Source organism: Actinoalloteichus sp. GBA129-24 (assembly GCF_001941645.1).
In the GTDB taxonomy this organism is placed as follows: domain Bacteria; phylum Actinomycetota; class Actinomycetes; order Mycobacteriales; family Pseudonocardiaceae; genus Actinoalloteichus_A; species Actinoalloteichus_A fjordicus.
This window is the reverse complement of sequence record NZ_CP016077.1, coordinates 203,938-226,946: the sequence shown is the minus strand read 5'-3', so window position 1 is coordinate 226,946 and position 23,009 is coordinate 203,938. Positions and strand designations below refer to the sequence as shown.

20 protein-coding genes, 1 tRNA gene and 1 other RNA gene are annotated in these 23,009 nt (G+C 69.3%); 5 read left to right on the top strand and 17 right to left on the bottom strand.

Annotated features, from left to right (window positions below):
* Positions 1 to 237: 237 nt before the first annotated feature.
* From UA75_RS01005 to UA75_RS00995, 3 genes are all read right to left on the bottom strand, one after another.
* Complete coding sequence (locus UA75_RS01005; RefSeq protein ID WP_083682831.1) at positions 238 to 2,463, bottom strand: DNA polymerase III subunit gamma and tau; 2,226 nt, start codon at positions 2,461 to 2,463, stop codon at positions 238 to 240.
* 206 nt (positions 2,464 to 2,669) lie between these two features.
* Positions 2,670 to 2,764: signal recognition particle sRNA small type (ffs, locus tag UA75_RS01000), an RNA gene on the bottom strand.
* Between the two features lie 259 nt (positions 2,765 to 3,023).
* Positions 3,024 to 3,995, bottom strand: a complete 972-nt coding sequence (locus UA75_RS00995) for a glycoside hydrolase family 43 protein (RefSeq protein ID WP_083682830.1) — start codon at positions 3,993 to 3,995, stop codon at positions 3,024 to 3,026.
* 434 nt (positions 3,996 to 4,429) lie between these two features.
* Here UA75_RS00995 and UA75_RS00990 point away from each other — a divergent pair, with 434 nt between their 5' ends.
* The 4 genes from UA75_RS00990 to UA75_RS00975 all read left to right on the top strand — a co-directional run bounded on the left by UA75_RS00990 (position 4,430) and on the right by UA75_RS00975 (position 8,283).
* Positions 4,430 to 5,464, top strand: coding sequence for a sugar-binding protein (locus tag UA75_RS00990; protein WP_075738060.1), 1,035 nt, complete (start codon positions 4,430 to 4,432; stop codon positions 5,462 to 5,464).
* Positions 5,461 to 6,963 carry a sugar ABC transporter ATP-binding protein gene (locus UA75_RS00985; RefSeq protein ID WP_075738058.1) on the top strand — a complete coding sequence of 501 codons (1,503 nt, stop codon included), beginning with the start codon at positions 5,461 to 5,463 and terminating at the stop codon, positions 6,961 to 6,963. Before UA75_RS00990 ends, UA75_RS00985 begins: the two co-directional genes overlap by 4 nt.
* Before the next feature lie 14 nt (positions 6,964 to 6,977).
* Complete coding sequence (locus UA75_RS00980) at positions 6,978 to 8,009, top strand: ABC transporter permease (RefSeq protein WP_083682828.1); 1,032 nt, start codon at positions 6,978 to 6,980, stop codon at positions 8,007 to 8,009.
* A 189-nt stretch (positions 8,010 to 8,198) separates the two neighbouring features.
* A tRNA-Ser gene (locus UA75_RS00975) sits at positions 8,199 to 8,283 on the top strand.
* 341 nt (positions 8,284 to 8,624) lie between these two features.
* Here the strand turns inward: UA75_RS00975 and UA75_RS32395 are convergent.
* Positions 8,625 to 8,798, bottom strand: a complete 174-nt coding sequence (locus tag UA75_RS32395; RefSeq protein WP_157433927.1) for a hypothetical protein — start codon at positions 8,796 to 8,798, stop codon at positions 8,625 to 8,627.
* A gap of 738 nt (positions 8,799 to 9,536) precedes the next feature.
* Here UA75_RS32395 and UA75_RS32390 point away from each other — a divergent pair.
* A complete protein-coding gene (locus UA75_RS32390; protein WP_157433926.1) occupies positions 9,537 to 9,833 on the top strand; it encodes a hypothetical protein in 297 nt (98 codons plus the stop codon).
* A gap of 208 nt (positions 9,834 to 10,041) precedes the next feature.
* Here the strand turns inward: UA75_RS32390 and UA75_RS00970 are convergent, their stop codons facing one another.
* The 13 genes from UA75_RS00970 to UA75_RS00910 form a co-directional block, all read right to left on the bottom strand.
* Positions 10,042 to 10,593: a DUF3558 domain-containing protein gene (locus UA75_RS00970; protein WP_198042895.1), complete on the bottom strand. Its 552-nt coding sequence runs from the start codon at positions 10,591 to 10,593 to the stop codon at positions 10,042 to 10,044.
* 79 nt (positions 10,594 to 10,672) lie between these two features.
* Entirely contained in the window at positions 10,673 to 11,014 is a 342-nt protein-coding gene (locus UA75_RS00965; RefSeq protein WP_157433925.1) for a hypothetical protein, read from the bottom strand.
* Between the two features lie 379 nt (positions 11,015 to 11,393).
* On the bottom strand, positions 11,394 to 12,800 hold the full coding sequence (locus UA75_RS00960) for an Nramp family divalent metal transporter (protein ID WP_075738052.1): 1,407 nt from the start codon (positions 12,798 to 12,800) through the stop codon (positions 11,394 to 11,396).
* Positions 12,800 to 13,960 carry an enolase C-terminal domain-like protein gene (locus UA75_RS00955; RefSeq protein ID WP_075738050.1) on the bottom strand — a complete coding sequence of 387 codons (1,161 nt, stop codon included), beginning with the start codon at positions 13,958 to 13,960 and terminating at the stop codon, positions 12,800 to 12,802. The genes UA75_RS00960 and UA75_RS00955 overlap by 1 nt, the downstream gene beginning before the upstream one ends.
* A 27-nt stretch (positions 13,961 to 13,987) precedes the next feature.
* A complete protein-coding gene (locus tag UA75_RS00950) occupies positions 13,988 to 14,929 on the bottom strand; it encodes a phosphoglycerate dehydrogenase (protein ID WP_075738048.1) in 942 nt (313 codons plus the stop codon).
* Positions 14,926 to 16,110, bottom strand: coding sequence for a sialidase family protein (locus UA75_RS00945; RefSeq protein ID WP_075738046.1), 1,185 nt, complete (start codon positions 16,108 to 16,110; stop codon positions 14,926 to 14,928). Before UA75_RS00945 ends, UA75_RS00950 begins: the two co-directional genes overlap by 4 nt.
* Entirely contained in the window at positions 16,107 to 16,874 is a 768-nt protein-coding gene (locus UA75_RS00940; RefSeq protein WP_075738044.1) for an HpcH/HpaI aldolase family protein, read from the bottom strand. Before UA75_RS00940 ends, UA75_RS00945 begins: the two co-directional genes overlap by 4 nt.
* 23 nt (positions 16,875 to 16,897) lie before the next feature.
* A complete protein-coding gene (locus UA75_RS00935) occupies positions 16,898 to 17,851 on the bottom strand; it encodes an aldo/keto reductase (protein WP_075738042.1) in 954 nt (317 codons plus the stop codon).
* Positions 17,848 to 18,696, bottom strand: coding sequence for a dipeptide/oligopeptide/nickel ABC transporter ATP-binding protein (locus tag UA75_RS34270; protein WP_075738040.1), 849 nt, complete (start codon positions 18,694 to 18,696; stop codon positions 17,848 to 17,850). Before UA75_RS34270 ends, UA75_RS00935 begins: the two co-directional genes overlap by 4 nt.
* The gene (locus tag UA75_RS34265) at positions 18,693 to 19,499 is read right to left on the bottom strand and encodes an ABC transporter ATP-binding protein (RefSeq protein ID WP_075738038.1); all 807 of its coding nucleotides are present in this window, start codon (positions 19,497 to 19,499) and stop codon (positions 18,693 to 18,695) included. The genes UA75_RS34270 and UA75_RS34265 overlap by 4 nt, the downstream gene beginning before the upstream one ends.
* Positions 19,496 to 20,395 carry an ABC transporter permease gene (locus UA75_RS00920; RefSeq protein WP_075738036.1) on the bottom strand — a complete coding sequence of 300 codons (900 nt, stop codon included), beginning with the start codon at positions 20,393 to 20,395 and terminating at the stop codon, positions 19,496 to 19,498. Before UA75_RS00920 ends, UA75_RS34265 begins: the two co-directional genes overlap by 4 nt.
* On the bottom strand, positions 20,392 to 21,327 hold the full coding sequence (locus UA75_RS00915; RefSeq protein WP_157433924.1) for an ABC transporter permease: 936 nt from the start codon (positions 21,325 to 21,327) through the stop codon (positions 20,392 to 20,394). The genes UA75_RS00920 and UA75_RS00915 overlap by 4 nt, the downstream gene beginning before the upstream one ends.
* Position 21,328: 1 nt before the next feature.
* A complete protein-coding gene (locus UA75_RS00910) occupies positions 21,329 to 22,885 on the bottom strand; it encodes an ABC transporter substrate-binding protein (protein ID WP_232237588.1) in 1,557 nt (518 codons plus the stop codon).
* Between the last annotated feature and the right edge of the window lie 124 nt (positions 22,886 to 23,009).

The window sequence follows — 23,009 nt, the reverse complement described above, 5'->3', positions numbered from 1 at the left end:
GCCCTGCCGTGTTCTCGACGAGCCTCGCGCGGTCAGCGGCGGCAGGACGGGGCGGTACCGCCGCCGTCGAGTCGCCGCCGGTACCCCTGACCGGCCCGGTCGTCGAAAGCCCGTGCCCGCCGGGGTACGCCCGCCGAGCAGTCGATCAGTCGGGAACGAGCCTGGCATACGAGACCGACGAGAACCGTCTTCGACAGGCCGAAGCCGACCGCTCGCCTGCCCGCCGCCGGGCGATTGTCAGGTACGAAGCCTGCTCACACCGAGCTCCTGGGTGAGCAGCTGTTCGGCCTGTCGCATCGGGTCCTGCGGCCGATCCGACCCTGCGGCCGATCCGACGGTGTTCGATCCGGTGTCGCCAGATCCGGCGGCGGCCGTCGGACGAGCCTCCCGGGGGCGATCCGGCGGGGCGGGGTCGGGCCGAGGGCGAGTCGGCTCGGCGGCGAACCGGGAGTCGGCGGGGTCGGGTTCCGGCGGCTCCATGTCCGGCGGCTCTGGTGGCAGCGGCACCCCGTCCGCGTCGACGGTGTCCACCCGGCGAGGGCGCGCCTCGCCTGCGGGCTGCTCGCCCCCCGGCGATCGTGACGGCCGAACAGGCACCTCGCGGCGCGGCGGCGCCTCCCGCACGGGCGGCGCGGCCTGACTCGGCGGGGACTGGCCCGGCGCGATCGAACCGACCTCGTCCGTCGGTGCGCAGCGCACCTGCCACGCCCCGCCGAGGACCTGGTTCACCGCCGAGGCGATCGCCTCGGAGTTCTTGCTGTCCGCCAGGCGCCGGGCCAGCGGGGCGGACATGTGCGTGAGCACGAGCAGATTGCCCTGGACGGCATGGACCGTGGCGTCGGACAGCATCGCGGCCAGGCTTCGGCTCCGGTCCCGGACCGCACCGAGCAGCGTCGTCCAGACTCGCCGGACGGCGGCGGCGTCGATGCCGCCTGCGGCCTCCGCCGCCTGCGGGGACTGCTCCGCCACGGGCGCGGCGGGCGCGGACTCGACGACGTCCGGCGCGGTCGCCTCGGCCGCAGGCCCGCTCGATCGAGTCGGACCGGCGTGCTCGGCCGGGGCCTCGACCGCAGGACGCTGGATCGTCGGCCGTTGGACGGCCGGGCGCGGCGGCTCGTCGGCCCGCGCGGCGTCGACGTCCGCAGCCGCGTCCGAGGGCGGCTGCCCTGCGACGACGCGTTCCGACGGACGGACGACTCTCGGCGCGGCGGGCGGCTGCGCGGTCTGCGGCGGCGCTGCGGCGGGCGGCTGGGCGGCGGCCGGGCGGGGAGCCGGGCTCACGGTGTCGGCGACCGGAGCCGCGACGGTCATCCGCCGCTCCACCCGCTCCAGCCGCTGCAACACGGCCGCCTCGGTGTCGGAGACGGCGGGCAGGAGCATCCGAGCACACAGCAGTTCGAGCAGCAGCCTCGGCGCGGTGGCGCCGCGCATCTCGCCGAGCCCGGCGTGCACGACCTCGGCGAACCGGGCGAGGGTGCCCGCGCCGAACTGCTGCGCCTGGCGGATCATCACAGCGAGCTGATCGGCCGGAACGTCCACCAGGCCGCGCGCAGCGGCGTCCGGGACCGCCTGGAGCAGGACCAGGTCCCGAAGCCGTTCCAACAGGTCGGCGGCGAAGCGGCGGGGGTCGTGTCCCGCATCGGCCAGCCGGTCCACCGTCCCGTAGACGGCGGCGTGATCCGAGGCGGCCAGTGCGTCGACCATCTCGTCGATCAACGCGGCGTCGGTGACCCCGAGCAGGGTGACCGCACGCTGATAGGTGACCCCCGCCGGCCCGGCACCCGCGAGAAGCTGGTCGAGCACCGACTGGGTGTCCCGTGCGGAGCCGCCGCCCGCCTTGATCACCAGCGGGTAGACGGCGGGCTCGACGGCGACGCCCTCCTCCGCGCAGATCCGCTCCAGCAGGCTCCGCATGGTGGCGGGCGGCATCAGCCGGAACGGGTAGTGATGGGTGCGCGAGCGGATAGTGGGCAGCACCTTGTCCGGCTCAGTGGTCGCGAAGATGAAGATCAGGTGTTCCGGGGGCTCCTCCACGATCTTCAGCAGGGCGTTGAAGCCCTGCGTCGTGACCATGTGCGCCTCGTCGACGATGAACACGCGGTAGCGGGACTCGGCGGGCGCGTAGAAGGCCCGGTCCCGGAGTTCACGCGCGTCGTCCACCCCGCCATGGCTGGCGGCGTCGAGCTCGACGACGTCCACGTTGCCGGAGCCCTCCGGGGCCAGCGCCACACAGGAGGAGCACGTTCCGCACGGGTCGGGGGTGGGACCGTCGACGCAGTTCAGCGAGCGCGCCAGGATGCGCGCGCTCGAGGTCTTCCCGCAGCCCCTCGGCCCCGAGAACAGGTATGCGTGATTGATCCGGCCCGCTGACAGCGCCGTGCGGATCGGTTCGGTGACATGCTCCTGACCGACGACCTCGGCGAAGGTCGCCGGACGGTATTTGCGGTAAAGGGCCAGCGCCACACGACGAGGCTACGCGGCCGCTCCGACAGGCTTGTGACAAGCCTGTCGACCGGCGACGAGAGCGGGGAGGCACGCACGGTCGTCGTGTCGTGACTCGGAGTTCGGCGACGGCCGTCGCCGGAGCGCCGAATCCCGGCGGGTGATGCCCGCCACGGCGCAACCCGGACAACGGGGCGCACGGCGTGGCCGAGAACGGCGTGAAGACGCAAAGGGGACCCCGTGCACCCGCCAGAGCCCGCTTACCCTTGCTGCCTTCCGGCCCTGGGGGAGTTCACAGGATGGACGCCGCACGGGGTCCTCGAACAGTGTAGCGACCTTCGTCGGCGAGGCGGGGCGGCGGGGGGCGGCGGGCCGCCCAATGGCTAGAGCGGCGGGCCACCCAATGGCTAGAGCGGCGGGCCGCCCAGCGGGTAGAGCGGCGGGCCGCCCAGCGGCTACAACGCCGCCGCCCAATGGCTACAACGCCGAGCCGACCGATCGCTACAGCGGCGAGCCGCCGAACCATCGGTGCGGCGAGCCGCCCGAAGCACCGGGCGCCTCGCCGCGCGTCGACCGGCCGCTCAGTTCAGCCGCAGGATGGTGCCGTGCCGAACGAAGCCGGAGAGCCCGCCCGGCAGTTCTCGCGGCGCCGTCCACTCGTACAGATCCGAGCTGTCGCTGTAGAGGAACCGGTCCGAGGTGTAGGCGTCCATGTAGATCCGGTAGCGGCCGTCCGGCAGGGTCGTGATCGCGGGGCCCTCGGCCCGTCCCCAGCCCGCGAAGTCGCCGGTCTGCACGAACTCATACGGCCCCGCCAGCCTCGGCGAGACGGCGTGCTCGATCCGCTTGTCGGTCTCGTTCTTGGTGAACGCGTGGTACTCGCCCTGGTGGTAGACCACGAAGGTGTCGATGTAGTTCGGCGCGATGCCCGCCATGGCCGCCGGGCTGCTCCACCGCCGCAGCGACGAATCCAGCGCCGTGAACACATAAGGCCGGAAGGCCGTCCGGTACTCGGCCGCCAGCGAGACGATCACGCTCACCGAGCCGTCCACCGGGTCGACGAAGAACTCCGGCGCCCAGGTGTTGTTCGTGCCTGCGACCGGTACCTCGACGGTGGTCAGGTGCTGCCAGGAGCGCAGGTCACTGCTGACGGCGATGGCGAAGTTCGTGGTGTCCCAGCCGGTGGTGTGCACGACGTAGAAGCGGCCGTCTCGATGCCTGATGATGCTCGGGTCCCGCAGCAGACTGTTCGTCGGCGTGTAGGCGGGCGCGGCGGGCGCCTCGAAGTTCAGTGCGTCGGCGGACCGATAGATGTGCAGATCGGTCTCGCTGTCGTAGTGGAAGGTGGTGAAGACGTACTCGGAGTCCTGCGGCACAGAGGGATCGGGTGCCGAAGCATCAGATACCGAGACGCCGCGTGGCGAAGCATCAGAGACGGCGGCACCACGTGCCGAGCCTGCGGATTCGGCCGCAGCGGCATCCGACATGACTACTCCCGCCCAGAGCAGTAGGGCGGTGAGCAGCACCGCGGGCTTTCGACGTCGTTCGTGCATCGAGCAGCTCCTTCACACCGGACCGATCACCTCGCGATTCACCTTCGCCCGTTGGGAGATCAGCCGGGTCCCGAGTCGCAGGACAAGAGCCGGATGAGTGAGACGGTTAGCCCGTCGGTATGACGACCGGGCACCCCTGCCGCGACCAATCCGTGTCGGAATCCCGGGATGAATGCGGCGTGCGCCGGTCACAGCGGACCGGAACCCGACGTCCAGCCGGCTCGCCCCGCAGCACGCCGCACCGTGTCCCTGCGTTGTTCCCGCGTTCCCAGCAGGCCCGACGACGTGATTGCTCGGCCGAACGGCCTAGCCGCATAGTCCTGACCGCGAATCCGGTTCTTGACGACCACTCACGACTGGCCTAGCTTTGCGACAGTATCTCGGACAGCATCCGATATCTCGGAACAGCGTGGTCACCGAAGGGATGTGCGAGGGTGCGACCGTTCCCGCTCGCGGTTTCCGTCGTCCTGGTCGCCCTCGTCGCGACCGGTTGCGGCTCCAATTCCGATTATCTGGCACAACAGCGTGATGCGATCCCCGATGACGCGAGTCAACAGGACGCGGCGGACCTGGCCGCCGAATTGGGCATTCCCGACGTCACGGGTGATTCGGAGGATCTCTACATCTTCCTGCCCAAATCCCTGGACAACCCGTACTGGGACGACGCGAGACTGGGGATGTCCGCCGCTGCGGAACGATTAGGCGTCAGCGCCGAGTTCATCGGCCCGCAGACGACCGACGTCGGTCAGCAGGTGCAGATGTTCGAGGCGGCCGTATCCCGGAGACCTGCGGGAATCGCGATATCCCCCAATGACCCCGCCTCGGTGCAGGCCACCATCTCCGCCGCCCGGGATGCAGGAATTCAGGTGATCGCCTGGGACTCCCCCGTTCCCGACAGCGACGTGCAGGGCTATATCGGCACCGACAACACCCAGGCGGGCCGCACCTTCGGCGAGAACCTCGTCGAAGAACTCGGCGGTGAGGGCGAGGTCGCCGTCATCGTCGGCTCGCTCGGCGCGGTCAACTCCCAACAGCGACTCACCGGTCTCCGCGAGGTGATCGAGGCCGAGCCGGACATGGAGATCGTCGCGATCGAGGAGTCCAACGACAGCCTCGCGCAGGCGACCAGTCGCACCGAGGCCATCCTGTCCGTCCACCCGGACGTCCGAGCGATCATCGGGGTCAACGGCGGCGACGCCCCCGGCGCGGCCGTCGCGCTCCAGCAGCAGAACCGCTGCGGCGAGGTGCTGGTGGCAGGCTTCGACGCCATTCCGCAGTCCCGAGACCTGATGCGGGCCGAGTGCATCCAGCTCCTGGTCTCCCAGCGGCCCTACGGCATGTCGGCCGCAGGCCTGCAGATGCTGGTGGCGATGGCGAACGGCGAGACGCCGGACGAGACCGAACTGGACACCGGCGTCGTCGCGGTCACCCTCGAGACGCTGGACGACTTCGAACAGGTCGTCTCATGACGAGCCCGGCCGTGCGCATGACCGGGGTCGTGAAGACCTATCCGGGCGTGCGAGCCCTGGACGAGGTGGACTTCGAGGTCCGCGCGGGCGAGGTCATGGGCCTGGTCGGCGAGAACGGCGCGGGCAAGTCGACGCTGCTGAAGATCCTCGCCGGTGCGGTGCTCCCCGACGCGGGGACCACCGAGCTGTCCGGCGAGCCGATCCGGATCACCGATCCTCGGGTCTCCAAGGCCAACGGCATCGCCGTCATCCACCAGGAGCTGACCCTGGCCCCTGACCTCTCGGTGGCCGAGAACATCCTGGTGGCGGCCGAGCCGACGCGGCTCGGGTTCCTCGACAAAGCCGAGATGACCAGGCGCAGCACGGCGGCCCTGGCCGAACTGGGCGTCGCGGTCGACCCGTGGGCCGAGGTGAGCACCCTGTCGCTGGCTCGACAGCAGCTCGTCGAGATCGCCAGGGCGCTGGCCGCGAAGGCCCGCATCGTGGTGATGGACGAGCCGACCTCGGCATTGACCGAGGACGAGGTGGACCTGCTGCTCGACGTGGTGCGCAGGCTGCGCGACTCCGGCGTGTCGGTGATCTACGTCAGCCACCGGATGCGGGAGATCTTCGCGGTCTGCGATCGGGTCACCGTGCTGCGGGACGGCAGACACAACGGCGTCCTTGCCGTGGCCGAGACCGACTCGGACGCGCTGGTGACCCGCATGGTGGGCAGGGAGATCACCCGGCTCTACGGCGAACGTTCCGACGCGGCCCGCGACGAGGTGGTCCTGGAGGTGCGCGGACTGCGCAGCGGGACCCGTGTCCACGACGTCTCCTTTCGCGTGCGCGCGGGCGAGATCGTCGCCCTGGCGGGTCTGGTCGGCTCCGGCCGCACGGAGACGGCCAAGGCGGTGTTCGGCGCCGCCCGCTTCGAGGGGGAGATCCGGCTGCGCGGCGCCTCGGTGACCTTCAGACATCCCCGGCAGGCGGTGCGCGCGGGTCTGGGCTATCTGTCGGAGGACCGCGCGTTGTCCGGGCTGTTCCTGGACAAGTCCGTCGGAAACAACATCTCCGTGACGGTCCCGGAGCAGGTGGCGCCGGGCGGGTGGTTCCGAGCGGCGCGCGAGCGACGACTCGGCGAGCGGTTCCGCACCGACCTGCGCATCGCCTGCCCCGACGTCGGGTCGATCACCGGGGCACTCTCCGGCGGGAATCAGCAGAAGGTGGCGCTGGCCAAGTGGCTGGCGGTGAACCCGACCGTGCTGCTGCTCGACGAGCCGACCCGAGGCGTGGACATCGGCGCGAAGGCCGAGATCTACCGCATCATCCGAGGCCTGGCCGCCGAGGGCGTCGCCATCGTGTTGATCTCCAGCGAGCTGACGGAGGTCCTGGGCATGAGCGATCGGATCGTCGTCCTGCACGAGGGACGCTCGGTCGGCGAGCTGGACGCGGCGAGCGCCACCGAGGAGACGGTGGTGGCGCTGGCCACCGGTGTGACCACGGCATCCGCCGGTTGAGGAGGAGTCCATCCATGGTTGAGACGAAGTCCGAGACACCACCGGACCCTCCCGCCCGGGTCGAGCAGGCGGTGACCCCCTCGGCGGCGCCCTTCTGGCAGCGGGCGCTGCGGGCGCGGGAGTCCGGCCTGGTGCTGGTGCTGATCGCGTTACTGGTCCTGTTGGCGGTGCGAACCGACAGCTTCGTGACGCTGGACAACCTCGTGGTGGTGGCCAGGCAGGCCGCTCTCGTGGTGATCATCGCCGTCGGAGTGACCTTCGTGATCGCCACCGGCGGTATCGACCTGTCCGTGGGCTCGGTGGTCGCGCTGACCTCGGTGGCCACCGGATACTGGGTGATCGTCGCGGATCTCCCCTACGTGGTGGCCATCCCGTTCGCGCTGCTCACCGGCCTCGCGTGCGGCGTGCTCAACGGCGTGCTGATCGTGTTGACCAGGGTGCCGCCCTTCATCATCACCCTGGGCATGCTCGGCATCGCCAGAGGACTGGCGCTGGGCCTGACCAGCGGCTCGACCCAGACGGGCTTCGCCCCGCCGTTCCTGGCGCTGGGCCAGGGCTCCTGGCTGGGCATCCCGATCCCGGTGTGGATCGCGGCCGTGGTCGCGGTGGCGGCGCATCTGGTGCTGAGCCGGACCACGCTGGGCCGCCACGTCTACTTCACCGGCTCGAACGAGCCCGCCGCCGTGTTGTCCGGCATCCGCGTCGAACGGGTCAAGCTCTTCGTCTACGCCACGGCGGGCTCGCTGGCTGCGCTGTCGAGCCTGCTGGAGACCGCCCGACTCTCGGTCGCCCAGCCCAGCGCCGGGGTCGGCTACGAGCTGACCGCCATCGGTGCCGTGGTGATCGGTGGCGCGAGCCTCTTCGGCGGGCGAGGCACCATCCTCGGCACCGTGCTCGGTGCGGTGCTGCTCAGCGTCATCACCAACGGCCTGATCGCCCTCCAGGTGAGCGCATACTGGCAGCAGGCGATCCAAGGCGCGGTGATCATCCTCGCGGTGATGCTCAACGAGTACCGCTCCCGGCGGTCGGTGGTGCCCACAGGCTGACCCAAGGCGGGCCCGTTGCCTGGCGGGCCCGCCGCACGGCCGTCCCGCTGCGGTGGGACAACTCTCAACCGATGGCCAGGAACGCACCCGAGGTCAGCGAGGCTCGACTGTGCCCGGCAAGCGCCTCCGCATCCGTGCAGGTCCGGGGCGGTTTACGGCCTGCAGACCCGATCGGGTAGAGTCTCTCTCGGAGGATTGGCCGAGCGGCCTAAGGCGCACGATTGGAAATCGTGTTGGGCTAAAACCCTCACGGGTTCGAATCCCGTATCCTCCGCCCAGACCAGTGGCCCGAGCGTATCCATGCGCTCGGGCCACTGCTGGTTTTCGAGGTTGGCGCCATGGATGCGGGGCAACATCCCGCAGCGGGCCAGCAGACGAATTCCCTTTCCGGGAACATCACCGCGTCGGCATTCGAGGACGGCACGGCACCACACCCGTGCTGGAGAGTTGCGCGGCACACCCACGTGATGACGCCTCGTCTCCGTTCAGGCGGGGACGGTGCCGCCGAGGATGCCGCGACTTCGCGATCCTGAACCGCCTCGCCGACGCCATGTTCATACCGGTCGTACGGTCGATCAGGTACGTGGACACCGCCGCGGTTCGCTCCGCGACGACCTACCGGATCCCCGAGGGAGGCTCGTCGCCGAAGACGGCCGGTGCGACCTTGGTGCCGTCGGTGAAGACGTCATCCATCTCGATGAGGTAGTCGGCGCGCTGGTGTTCCTTGTCCTCCTCGCCAGCGCCACCACGGCCACCAGCACCGCCGCCGCCTGCCACACCGCCGCCCATCCCGCCTGCGCCACCGCCTGCGGGCCCGAAGCCGCCGGGCAGCCGCCCGCCGCCGGAAGACCCACCGGGCCCGAAGCCACCGCCGGGTCCGCCGCTACCAGGCCCGAAACCACCGCCGCTGCCAGGCCCGAAACCTGCGGGGATCCGACCGCCACCGGGTCCGCCGCCAAGACCGCCGAAGCCGCCGGGCCAGCCACCAGGGCCACCCGGGCCGTGACCGCCAACGCCGCCGGGTCCTCGGCCACCGGGGTTGGCTCCGTTGCCGTTGGGGCCGTGCGGCGCACCGAAACCGCTAGGCGGGACAGGGCCGCCGCCGGGCGGACCGAAGTATCCGGGCGGCGGACCAGCGTTCGGCGGCCCGAGCGGCGCACCGATCGGAGAAGGCTGAACCGGACCGGGACTATTGAAGTCAGGCCCGATCGTGGGCGGAGCCGTGGGCGGAGACGTCGGCGGAGCCGAATAGCCGGGCCCATCGCCCCTGCCACCAGACCCACCGGAGCCGCCGCCGTAATCGCCCCCGCCGTGACTCCCGCCATGGGAGCCGCCCTCGGACCCGCCACCGGGCACGCCGGACCCACCGCCGTCGGTGCCACCACCGGGCAGCGAAGAATCCCCGAACGTCGACGGCATCCCGTCATCAGCCCGACGTAGGCTGGGGTCGGCGATGGTGACACGCGTATTCACAGGGGGATCAAAACCGCGCAATGCGACAAGAGTCGAATTTGTACTGGATTGGTAATGAGTCATCACATCGCGTGCGCGCTGATTTTCTTCATCGTATTTTTTCACTTCATCATTATGGCCATTGAGACCAAAGGTTATGGAATCAATAAATCCTTTTTCGGGCTTCGGCGATCCAATGGGAACGATCGCCTTCGCCACCGCTTGATAGGCAGCTTGCGCCTGGATTGCCATCGCCACCTGGGCCGCCTGATCCCTGGCCTCAATGGCATACACAGCAAGAGGCGAGGAAGAATTCCTGAACTGGTCAGAAGCAGCACCATGATACAGTTCCCGGGAGACAGCCATCGATGATTCGATGTACTCTCCCACTGCCAGGAATCGATCAGCTATGTGATCCCAAGTGCTTTTCATGAGCCCGGGATCTGCGCCATCCGGGTCGGATTTCAGTGCAGCCGAGATCGCCTGAGCATTGGTGTGATCCCAACTATAATGACTTGACTTCGGCTGATAACTCACCATCTCCCCCTTCAAAGACACTCGAGATTAAATCATCTTTACATTAAAGGTTCTCGGCCATTGCAGCGGCAACGCTTGATCCCCACTCGCACGGCTCCAGGTCATCGCGACTGCCAACGTTGGCACTTACCACGATCAGTTGATCATCGTTCACCCCGAAGTAAGTATCGCAACCGAAATTACTTTCAACCCGGCTGGTCATGACCGCTGGGTGCCCGGCAATTTCCGTGGGCTCAAAGACCGCAAAACTGTCTTCTTGGGAATATATTCCAGATAGGTTGAGATCGTGTGTCTCAACGTAGATTGCCACCGTGAGTCCTACGTTGACATCCCCCCACCGACACTCAGGAGATCCAGCCAGCGTTGCACCCTCCTGCCCTGCGGCGGGAAGGTCCAAGTCTGCCGCCTGATCCGATGTCAGAAAATCGCATGGAGCCAAGCCGTCGATATTCTTCGGGCTTGGGACACCTGGAGCCAAAGAAGCTTCCACAGGAAGAGGTGATTCGGTCGACATACTTTCATTGACCTCCACTTCAGTGGGTGAAGCATTGCCTTGTTGCTCTTGTGCACACCCACCAATAGAGACTGTCACCATCGTGATGAAAAATGAGGCAAGGAAACCTCGCGAAGTCCTATTCACCATACATCCTAGAGGTATCGGATTATCACTACCATCAATCCCCCACCTCTGACATTCCTATGGGAACACCAGTAATCGAGTTGAGCTCTTCGATTGTGTGATAGTTCAGGAGCGTTTGCTCCAGGCTGGCAATCTGATCATCAATTGCCTGCAAATACGACTCCACCGCCTGGAACAGTGATCCATTGGCCGGGTCCAATGTCAACGCATGCATCTCGGCCGTGGCATGCCTGCTGACCATGTCAGATCCGCGGAAGCTTATTGCTGCGAGCTGGCCAGCGGCCGTGAGGAGCCGCATAACCTCCCACCGCGCCTCTTTCAGATTCGCCAAAATCTGTGGCGCTCGCTCGAGGTCTATCTCGTAGCCGTCAGACATGAGTGCCGCCCCTCCCCGTCGCGTGCTCGTGAGCGGCCCGTCCCCACGGTCGGCGTCCACGATCTCCGCATCGAAGCTAACAGGCACTCCGTAGCGTGTCTGCCACTGTCTGCAGCCGACGGCCAAGATCACACATCTGGCGCAGTCGGGCGACCCGGTGCCTGCGTATGACCAGTTGGCCGTTGCGCAGGCAACCGCCCGTGCACGAGTTACGGCTGCTCTCGGCACCTGCGAACGTCGGTGTCGGCACTCGCCATGCTCCCCGCAGCGAACTGGACACGCTCGAGCCCCGGAGAAGCTGGTGAAAAGTACGAGAGGCCCCCGTCGCCGGAGGCCTCTCCTGAGTGTTCAGCATCGGGGAGGTGAACCCCGGCCCGCCTTATCCGATCGAGATGCCGAACACCTCCAACGCCGAGTACACCCCCAGGGTCATGATTGCGATACTGCTCACCACCAGCGCCCCGGTGATGAACGGATTGGGCCGGAACCGCTTGTCCGGTTCCTTGGCCCGCAGATACCACACACCGATGACCACGGCGACCAGGAAGATGCCGGACCCGATGCCACCGATCTGCACCATCAGCACCGGTGACTGGACGAACAGGTAGAACGACGCCCACAGCGGCGGGAAGCAGAAGGTGAGCAGCCGAATCGTCTTGCGGCGCACCTCGGGGTTCTTCCAGTCCAGGACTCCGATGATGCCCAGGGTGTTGGTCCAGAGCCTCGGGACGCTGGCCGTCGAGCCGATGTTGGTCGAGAACAGCACGGCGATCGTCCCGAGCAGGAACACGATCTCCGCCCAGCCGCCGATGGTGTCGGTGTACATCCGCGACAGGGTGGTGATCATCTCGTTGCCCTCGGGCACAAGGCCCTGCGGATGCAGCACGGACGCGCCGATGATGTAGAAGGCCACCGTGCAGACGGTGCAGACCAGCCAGGACACCGCGACGTCCAACCGCATCACCTTGAGCCAGCCCTCGGCCCGCCGATCCCGCTCCGGGGTGCCGTCGGCAGGCCCGGTCCAGCGGGCGTAGCCCTTCTCCATGCACCAGTAGGTGTAGGTGGTCATCTCGTCGGCGCCGACGCCGGTGGAGCCGAACATCGCGACGGCCAGCCCCAGTGCCCCCACGGGCACGGCCAGTTCCAACCCGCCCGCGATGTCGCCCATGTTCCAGCCGAACTCGGTGAAGGGCAGGGCCACGGCGAGCCCGACGGTGATCATCGTGAACATCGCCACCGCGATCACCGAGGCGGTCTCGACGATGGAGTACTTGCTGCTCTGGAGGATCGCGATCGTGACCACCACGATCACCACGCACCAGACCGTGGTGGACTCCCGGCTCAACGGCTCGCCGACGATCGGGAACAGGATCGAGCAGGCCGCCGCCGTCCCGCCGATGATCCCGCCGCGCTGGAACATCTTGGCGAAGTCCATGCCGATCCACAGATAGTTGATCCAGCTGCCTCGCCGAGTCCGGGGCGCGACGTCGCTGAACGCCTCCAGCGCAGGCCGTCCGTATAAGACGGTCAGTCGCCCGAGTTCCATCTGCACCCAGACCTTCACCGTCGTGGCGACGATGATCAGCCACATCAGGGCGAAGCCCGCCCGGGCACCGAGCGAGGTGGTGAGGATCAGCTCGCCGGAGCCGACCACCGCCGCCGAGAGGATCATCCCCGGCCCGAGATACCGCAGCCGACCCCGGAAGGTGGTGGGCGGCTCCTGCACGTCCTCGGCACGCAGCGCGTAGAGATCGCGCTGCTCCGGTCCGGCCGTCGTACTGGTCATCAGGAGAATTCCACTGTCTCGACGGTGTTCGCCTCGATGAGGTCCCAGTCGTAGGTCACGCCGAGTCCGTTGCCCTCGGGCACCGGCACACAGCCCTCGGAGTCGATGGCGGTGAGTCCGTCGCGGTAGTCGTCGGCGTAGACGAGCTGGCTGCGGCCGATCTCGCTCGACTTCGGGTGGACGAAGGACATCTCGTAGTAGTTGGTGTTGCGCAGCGAGGCCATCAGCTGCCGCTGTGCCGGGCCGGGGGTGTGCAGCTCGACGTCCAGTCCGAGCCCCTCGGTGGCGTGCGCGATCTTCACCGCTCCGGTGATGCCGCCGTCGTACTCGGCGTCGGCCCGCACGAAGTCGGTTCCGCCGCCGACGACGAAGTCGACGTGCTGCTCCAGTCCCCGCACGTGCTCGGTCTGCAGCAGCGGGGTGCGGATCAGCTCACGGAGCCGCTTGTGACCGAAGATCGAGATGCCGGTGTCCTTGTACGGGTCCTCCAGCCACAGGAAGTTCGCCTCGTCGCAGGCGCGGCCGACCTGGACCGCGTGCGCGAAGGTCTCCAGCTTGCAGCCGGGGTCCAGCATCAGGTCCATCTCGGGACCGACCGCCTCGCGGACCTTCGTGATGGTCCGGACGACCTCGGCGACCTCGTACTCGTCCCACACGTGCAGCTTGTAGGCCCGGTAGCCGAGGTCCTTGCAGGCCACCGCGAAGTCCGCATAGGCCTCGGGGCTGTCCAGTCCCCCGTTGCGGTCGCCCGCAGCGGTCGAGGCGTAGGCGGGCAGCCGGGTCTTCCAGCCGCCGAGCAGCGTGCGGATCGAGGCATCGTGCGCGTGTCCGGCGAGATCCCAGAGCGCGATGTCGACGAAGCCCATGCCCATCTTGTCGAACTTGCGGAGCTGCCGTTTGACGTCGTTGTAGATCAGCTCGCGCTGCAACGGGTTCTTGCCGATCAGGTAGTCGCCGAACATGCGCACCTGCGCGGCGGCGATCGCGTTGCCGCCGACGTAGCCGCCGGTCACGCCTTCATCGGTGTAGATGCGGATGGCGTAGGCGCTGGTCGGCTTGCGGCTGCCCGGCTCGTACACCAGGGAGAAGCCGGTCGGGTGCTTGGCGAAGTCGACCATGTCGAACTTGGCCTTGTCGATCCTGATGCGCTCGATCTTCATGCTGGTCCTCTTCGGTGTTCTGGCCTTCTAGAAGGCGGAATGACGCGGCTCGCCGCCGCCGAGCACGCTCAGCACGCCTTCGACCACGGCGATGCCCATCGCCTTGTTGGCCTCCCGGCTGCACGCTCCGATATGCGCGGTGAGCACCACGTTCGGCGCCGTCGACAACGGGCTGTCGCCGATCGGCTCGACGGCGAAGGCGTCGAAGCCTGCGCCTGCCAGGTGCCCGCTGTGCAGCAGCTCCGCCGCCGCCGCCTCGTCGACGAGTCCGCCTCGGGCCGCGTTGAGCAGGATCGCGCCGGGCCGCATCGACTCCAGCCGGGTGCGATCGAGCAGCGGACCGGAGCCGGGCACGGCGGGCAGATGCAGGCTGACCACGTCGTTGTCGATCGCGGCGTCGAGGTCGACCGAGGTGACGTCGCCGAAGCCGTCGGCGGGCACGAAGGGGTCGTGTGCCACGACGGTCATCCCGAAGGCGGCGGCGTAACCGGCCATCAGCCTGCCGATCCGGCCGAATCCGACGACGCCGAGGCTGCGGCCCGCCAGTTCGACGCCGAAGGTCTTCGGCCAGCCGCCCGCCCGGACCGCTCGGTCGTTCGCCGAGATCCCGCGCGCGACGTCCAGCAGCAGGCCGAAGGTCAGCTCGGCGACGGCCCGCGAGTTGCTGCCGGGCGCGTAGACCACCCGTACACCGTGGTCGCGGGCGGCGTCGAGGTCGATGTTGTCGTAGCCGACGCCGTGTTTCGCGACGACCTTCAGCCGGGGCGCGGCCTCGAACACCGCCCGGTCGATCGGGTCCAGCCCGACGATCAACGCCTCGGCCGCAGGCACTCGATCCAGCAGGTCGGCGCGGGGCAGCGGCCCGTCGTCGCGAGGACGCTCGGCGTGGACTCCGGCGTCGCGCAGCAGGTCCCACGGCGTCGAGGAGTAGCGGCCGAAGGTCGGGGTGGTGATCAGGGTCAGGCTCATCGTGTCTCCTGCCAGCCCGGCCAGTCCGGTTCGATGCGGACGTGCCGGATGGACGAGCGGTGCCGGGTGTAGGCGACGTGCACCCGACCCCGCGCGTCCTGAACGATCGAGGGGTAGGACAGCTCGCGGTTGAGCCCGTCGCGGGAGTTGTTGGTCAGGCAGGTGCCCTCGCCCTGGGCCAGGTCCGGATGCCGCTGCCAGCTGCGTCCGTCGTCGGCCGAGGTGGCCAGCGCGATCGGCGCCCGGGGTGCGCCCCAGAAGGCCTGTCGATCCTCGGCCTGCCCGGAGGTGTCCCGGTCGACGGCCACGGCGGGCCGTTCCCGACCGCCCAGCGCGCCGTGCTCGTCGACCTCGTCGTAGAGGCCCGCGCGACGATGGCTGGCGTCGGCCGCGCTGCTCGCGTTGTAGACCAGCGCGAGCCTGCCGTCGCGGAGCCGGGTCGCCTGCACCGAGGAGTTGTTGTTGGGCAGTGCCGTCGGCACGGGCTTGGTCCAGCGCACTCCGTCCGGCGAGGTGCTGGCGTGGATCGCGTCGGCGAAGCGACTCCGATAGAGCGCGAGGTAGCCGTCCTCGGCGGGCAGCACGTTCATGTGCACCGCGCCTCGGCTGCCGGGGACGTCGTGTCGGCTCCAACTCGTCCCGCCGTCGGTGCTGGCGTAGACCGCGCTGGTGTCCTCGCCACCGGACCAGGTCCCGGTCGCGGGCGCCCGACAGGAGAAGGACGGCAGCAGCCAGGTGCCCTCGGCGGTGACCTGCACGGGCTGGCGGATGAACACGCCGCCGACCTCGTCGGCGGGCAGCAGGACACGCGGTTCGTCCCAGCTGCGACCGCTGTCGGTGGACCGGCGGACGCGTACCTCGGCCGTGTCCTGCCTGCCTGCGTGCTGCGCGGTCCAGAACAGCCAGAGGCTGTCGTCCGGCGCGTGGAAGAGCAGCGGGTTCTGCTCGGAGCGCTCCGGGTCGTCGGTCAACGCGACCGGGTCGGACCACGTCGTGCCGTCCTGGGCCAGCCGGGCGAACCAGATCCGGATGTCGTGCACGCCCTCCTGCGTGCCGCCGAACCAGACGCAGCCGAGGTCGCCGTCGGGCAGCACGGCGAGGTTCGCCGCATGGGACTGCGCGACCGGGGCGACGAGGCCTGCCTCCGCCAGCCCCGGCCCCGTCTCGCGCAGGGTGCTCACTGCTCGCCTCGCGCGGCGCTCAGGTGGGCCTTCGCCGCCTGCTCCAGGTGCACGAGGTCGCAGGCCACCGAGGCGAAGGTGTAGCCCTGGGCAAGTCGACGCCGGGCGACCTCGCCGCCGGGAGTGTGGATGCCCGCGGCGATCCCGGCGGCTGCGGCGGCCTCGGCGATCCTGGTGACGGCCTCCTCGAAGGGACCGTCGACGGCCGGGTCGGTCGAGGTGGCGCCGCCGACCGCGAGTCGAAGGTCGGACGGGCCGACGTAGACGCCGTCCAGGCCCGGCGTCGCGCAGATCTCCGCGACGTTGGCCAGGCCCTCCGGCGTCTCGATCATCGCCAGGACCAGCGTGGCCTCGTCCGAGACGGCGGGCGTCGGGCCGACGCGGAGCTGAGCCCGCATCGGGCCGTAGGACCGGCGCCCGTGCGGCGGGTAACGGGTGGAGCGCACGGCGGCCGCCGCATCCTCGGCCGTGTCGATCAGCGGGACGATGACGCCGGTGGCACCCGCGTCGAGCACCCGGCCGATGGCGAAGGGATCGTTCTGCTCGACCCGCACCATCGCGGCGGAGGTCGCGCCCGCGTCGATGGCGAGCATCGCGTTGCGGATGCCCTCGTACCCGACCAGGCCGTGCTGGGCGTCGACGGCCACGTAGTCGTAGCCGAGTCGGGCGAGCCGCTCGGTGGCGATCGGATCGTCCAGCACGACCCAGTAGCCGACGGCCTGCTCCCGGCCTCGGATGCGGCGGGCGAAGTCGAGTGCGCTCATGGAAGTGGGGCTCCTGTTCGTTCTCAGCGGTTGTAGGCGGGCATGGGTCCACGCAGCCGGGCACCGACCTCGTCGCAGGCGGCGACGACGTCGTCGGGCAGCGGGCCTCGGCCCAGCGCGTCGATGTTCGAGGTGAGGTGGTCGAGCCGGGAGGCGCCGAGCAGGACGGCGTCGACGACCGGGCGAGACAGCAGCCAGCGCAGGGCGAGCTCGGTGAGCGGCAGACCGGCCTGGTCCGCGATCGCGGTCAGCGCGTCGACCGCCTCGAAGAGCTGGGCATCCCAGTAGCGCTGCCGGTACATCCCGGCCAGCACGGAGTCGCCGAACCGCCCGCTGCCGGGGGTGCTCTCGAAGCGGTGTCGTCCGGTGAGCAGGCCGCCGCCGAGCGGGTTGTAGACCACGGTGTCCATCCCGGTCGCGGCGGCCATCGCGGCGTACTCCTCGTCGATCCGCCTGGCCAGCAGGTTGTAGAGCTGCTGGGCGATGACGGGGCGGGGCGTGCCGAGCTGGTCGGCGACCCGGTTCAGTTCGACGATCTGCCACGCCGCGAAGTTCGACACGCCGAGGCTGCGGATCTTGCCCTCCTCGACCAGCTTCGCGACGGCCCGCATGGTGTCCTCCACCCGGGCGGCGGCGTCCGGCTGGTGCAGGTAGAAGAGGTCGATGTGGTCGACGCCGAGCCTGCGCAGGCTCCCCTCGACGCTCGCCCGCAGACCGGCAGGCGACAGCGGCGAGGTATCTCCTGCGTCCGGATGCGGCATGCCCGCCTTCGTGGCCAGCGTGATCCGGTCGCGGCGCGCGGCGATCAGCGGCGCGAGCAGCTCCTCGGTGGTGCCCTTGGCGTAGCCGTTCGCGGTGTCGACGTCGGTGATCCCGGCGTCGAGCGCAGCGTCGAGCAGCCGCTGGGCGTCCGTCGCCGAGACGGTGTCCCCGAACGTCATCGTCCCCAGGACCAGCCTGGGTGTGCCGATGGTCATGCGATCCTCTCCTCTTCGGAGCCGCCCGCGCGGATCGCGGCCAGCAGGTGTCGTGGTTTGCGACCGGTGATCGCCGCCGGATCAAGTGCCGCGTCGCGCAGCACGCGGGTGTACTCGGCGGCGGGCGCGGTGAGCACCTGATGCGTCGGGCCGTGCTCGACGACCTGTCCCCGGCGCATCACCAGCACCTCGTCGCTCAGCTCGCGCACCACGCCGAGGTTGTGCGAGATCACCACGTAGGCCACGCCGGTCTCGGCCTGGATGTCCTGGAGCAGCCGAAGGACCTGGGCCTGCACGGAGACGTCCAGCGCACTGGTGGCCTCGTCGCAGACCAGGACGTCGGGACGGCAGGCCAGGGCCCTGGCGATGCCGATCCGCTGCCGCTGGCCGCCGGAGAACTCGCCGGGCCGCCGCCCGAGCGCCTTCGCTGGCAGCTCGACGCGCGCCAGCAGCTCGGCCGCCGCGCGTCGACGCTCCGAGGCGTTGCGGACGCCGCGCAGCTTCAACGGCTCGCCGACGATGTCGCCTGCGTCCAAGTGCGGATCGAGCGAGGCGTACGGGTCCTGGAAGATCATCTGCACCCTGGCCCGCATCGGCCGCAGCCTGCGTTCGGACAGCTGCGTGATGTCGACGCCGTCCAGCAGGATGCGGCCGGCGGTGGGCCGTTGCAGGCGGACGATGCTGCGCGCGATGGTGCTCTTGCCGCAGCCGGACTCGCCGACGACGCCCACCGTGCGGCCCCGGTGCAGGTCGAATCCGACGTCCGAGACCGCGCGGATCGCGCCGCCCGTGCCGGGGAACTCCACGACGAGGTTCTGCACGGACAGGATCGGGGTCTCGCTCATGCCCGTTCCTCCTTCGCGACGAGCCGAGGCACCGAGGCCAGCAGTTCCCTGGTGTAGGGATGGCTCGGGGCGTCCACCACCTGTTCGACCTCTCCGCTCTCCACGAACCGACCCGCCCGCATCACGTGCACCCGGTCGGAGACCAGGCGGGCCACGCCGATGTCGTGGGTGATCATCAGGATCGCCACGCCGGTCCGCTCCTGGAGTTCCATCAGCACCTCGAGCACGCCCGCCTGCACGGTGACGTCCAGGGCGCTGGTCGGCTCGTCGGCGACGAGCAGCTCCGGCTCGCCGGTGAGCGCGCAGGCGATCAGCACTCGCTGTTGGAGACCGCCGGAGAGCTGGTGCGGATAGCGGTCGAGCAGCCACGCGGGATCGGGGACGCGCACGCGGTCCAGCAGCGTCGCGGCCTGGTCCCGACCCGCCCGGCGGCTGGTGCCCGGGTTGTGGAGTCGCACCAGTTCGGTCAGCCTGCGGCCGATCGTCTCCACCGGGCTCAGTGCGGTCATCGGGTCCTGCGGGATCAGCCCGACGACCCGGCCTCGGAGTGCGGCGATCGACGCGGGATCGGCCACGACGTCATGGCCTGCCAGCAGCGCCCTGCCGGAGAGCACGGCCAGCTCCGCAGGCAGCAGCCGCAGCAGGCCCATCGCCGTGGTCGACTTCCCGGAGCCGGACTCGCCGATCAGCGTCACGGTCTCGCCTGCGTCGATGTGCAGTGAGATCCCGTCGACCGCGCGCACCACCCCGTGCGCGGTGACCAGTTCGATCTGAAGGTCTTCGATCTCCACGAGCCTGCTCATGTCGTGGCTCCCTTCTTCGCGCGCGGGCGGTCGCGGAGCCCGTCGCCGAGCAGGTTCACGCCGACCACGAGCAGCACGATCATCAGACCGGGCAGTGTCACCAGCCACCACGACGTGGTGACGTAGTCCTGTCCGTCGGAGATCAGCCGACCCCAGGTGGCGTACGGGCGCTCCGGCCCGGCGCCCAGGTAGCTCAGTGCGCTCTCCAAGAGCACCGCCTGCGCCAGCAGTAGCAGCACGACGAGGCTGGTCTGCCGGATGACGTTCGGCACGAGGTGCCGGAACAGCACGCCGGAGTGCGTCAGTCCGAGGGTGCGGGCGGCGTCCACGTACGGCTTCTCACGTTCGACCATCACCATCGAACGGGTCAGCCTCGCCACCTCCGGCCACTGGGCGATCGCGATGACGGCCGTGATCACCGGGATCGACGGACCGAACAGGGCCACCACGAGCAGCAGCATCATCAGCAGCGGCAACGACATCTGCGCTTCGAGCAGCCGGGAGACGACCGCGTCGACCCAGCCGCCGAAGTAACCTGCCGCCGCCCCGGCGACGAGGCCGATCAGGCCGGAGACGACCACGGCGAGGACGCCGATGAGGACGGAGACCTGGCCGCCGTCGAGGACTCTGGCCAGCAGGTCCCTGCCGAGCTGGTCGGTGCCGAACAGATGCCCGTCGGTCAGCGGCGGCAGGCGGCGGCTGCCGAGGTCCTGCTCGTTGGCATCCGGCAGCGGCAGCAGGTCGGCCAGCAGGATCGGCAGCACGACGAGCGCGGTGAGCACGGCGCCGATACGGATCTTGGCCTTGGCGGTGCGCGCGCGGCGGGCGACGCCCGCGTCGCGCAGTTGTCGGGCGGTCACCCGGCTCGGCCGGGTCTCAGGTGAGGTCGTGGTCATCGCGCCGTGGCCTTTCCGAGCCGAACCCGCGGGTCGAGCAGCGGGTACACCAGGTCGATGAGGAGCTGGACGAGGATCGCGAGCGCGGCGGTGACCAGCACCGTCGCCTGGATCAGCGGATAGTCGCGCGTCTCCAACGCCCGCACGACGAGCGAGCCGACACCGGGCCAGGCGAACACGACCTCCACCACGACCACGCCGTTGAGCATCGCGGCGAATCGGGTGCCCAGCGCGGTGAGCACCGGGATGATCGAGTTGCCGAGCGCGTAGCCCCAGACGAGCCGACGCTCGCCGAAGCCGTGTGCGCGGGCCACCGTCAGATAGGGCGAGGTCAGGTTGGTCACCATCTCGCGACGAACCAGCCGGGAGATCAACGCGATCTGCAGCAGCGCGACGGTGACCGCGGGCAGCACCAGCCCGCCCCAGGTGGTGAAGCCGGACGACGGCAGCACCGGGATCAGGACGGAGAAGACGGTGAGCAGCATGATGCCGCTCCAGAACTCCGGCATGGACTGGGCCGCGACGGTGGCGATGTTCGCGCCGGTCTCCCGCGTGGTGTCGGCTCGGCTCGCCATCCAGATGCCCAGTGGCAGCGCGATGAGCGCGGTCAACAGGATCGCCGCCAGGGCCAGCGTGATCGTGTAGGGCACCCGGTCGAGCACGACCTCGAAGGCGGGCGCGCGGAACGAGTACGAGGTGCCCAGGTCCCCGGTGAACAACTGACCGAGGAAGGTCAGGTACTGGGAGGGGATGGAGCCGTCGAGGCCGAGTTGGGTGCGGATCTCGGCCAGGTCCTCCGTGGTGGCGTTCGGCGCGGCGAAGGCCGTCGCCGGGTCGCCGGGCGCCATCCGGATCAGCACGAAGACGGTGGAGACGGTGAGCATGACGACCAGGACGCTCTGGCCGAGTCGGGTCAGGACGTATCGGATCACCTCACGCCTCCAGCCCGATGCGCGCGAGTTCGTAGGAGTTGGTCGGTTCCAGTCCCACGTCGCTGATTCGAGTCCGGTAGGCGAGCACCGAGTTCGGGACGAAGGCCCACATGCTCGGCCAGGAGTCCCACACGACCTGTTGCAGCTCGGCGGTGATCACCTGTCGCCGGTCGGGGTCGACCTCCGCGTAGGCCTCGTCGAGCAGCGCGACGACTTCGGGGTTGACGTAGCCGTGATAGGTGTCGCGGGTGCGCTCTCGCTCCGGGGTCCCGCCGTACATCCCCTGCAGGATCGGCAGCGCGGCGCCCACCGGCGAGGCATAGCCGTTGCCGAGGATGTCCCAGTCGCCGCCGCGCCCCTGCCGCCACTCCGAGATGTCGCCGCCGGGCTCGAACTGCCGAAGCCGGACCGACACGCCTACGTCGCCGAGCATCTGCACCACCGCCTCCATGACGGTGGTGTCGCTGGCGAACTCGCCGGTCTCCCAGATCAACGTGAGGTTGAGATCGCCGTCGGCGATCCCCTCGGCCTCCAGCATCTGCTTGGCCCGCCGGGGGTCGTAGGTGTACTCGCCGCACACGACTGATCCGTTGAGCGTCTCGGCCACCGGCCCGCGGGCGGCCTCCACCGAGCCGGCGAGGATGTCCTCGGCGAGCCGTCTGCCGTCCACCGCGAAGGACAGCGCCTGGCGAACGGACGCCCTGGACAGCGGATGGTCCTCGGGCTTGCGGAAGTTGTAGAAGAGCTGGTTGAGCCGGGTGCCCTTGACGTGGTCGATCTGGATGTCCGCGAGCCCGCGCAGCTGTTCGGCGGAGTCGGGGCTGATCGTGTCGATGATGTCGATCTCGCCGGAGCGCAGCGCGACCACGCGGTTGGACTCCTCCGGCATGAACCGGACCTGCACCTGGTCGACCCGAGGTCGGTCGGCCCAGTAGTTCTCGTTGCGGCGCAGCGTGTAGTCGCCGGTGCCCCGGTTCGAGGCGGTGACGGTGTAGGGGCCGCTGCCGACGCCGGACTGGAGTTCCTCGGGGACGTTGGCGGCCGCAGGCGTGATCAGGACGTTGGCCATCAGGTAGTCGAGGACGGGCAGCGGGCGGTTCGTCTCCAGGGTGAAGGTGCGCTCGTCGATGGGCACGACCGCAGGCCATTCCGGGAAGAACGCGGCCAGGTAAGAGCCGCTCACCTGCTGGTACATCGCCAGCGCCGTCTCGATGTCGGCGATCTCCAGCGGAGTGCCGTCGGAGTAGCGCACGTCCTCCCGCAGCCGCACCGTCCACTGGGTCGGCGCGGTCAACTCGAAGCGATCGGCCAGCACCGGGATCGGTGCCAGGTCCGGGCCGATGCGAGTCAGGCCCTGCCGGACCGCACGCTGCACCGTGACCGCGGCGTCGAACTGGTTGAGCTTGTTGTCGAGCGAGACGAGCGACCGATTGAGGCCGAGCGTCACCGAGCCGGGCGGCGGTCCGCCGGTAGGACCCGCACATCCGGAGAGCGCACCTGCGGCTACGGCGCCGCCTGCGACGCCCAATGCCTTGAGCAGCGTTCTCCGGGACATCATTGTCTGCATTCGCCAACCTCCGTTGCCCTCGGGCGCCGTCGCCCGTGGAGCACCACCTGCTGGAGCGCCACCCTAGGCACGCTTGCGTGATATGCGCAACACCGATAGCGTGATTCGCGCAGAA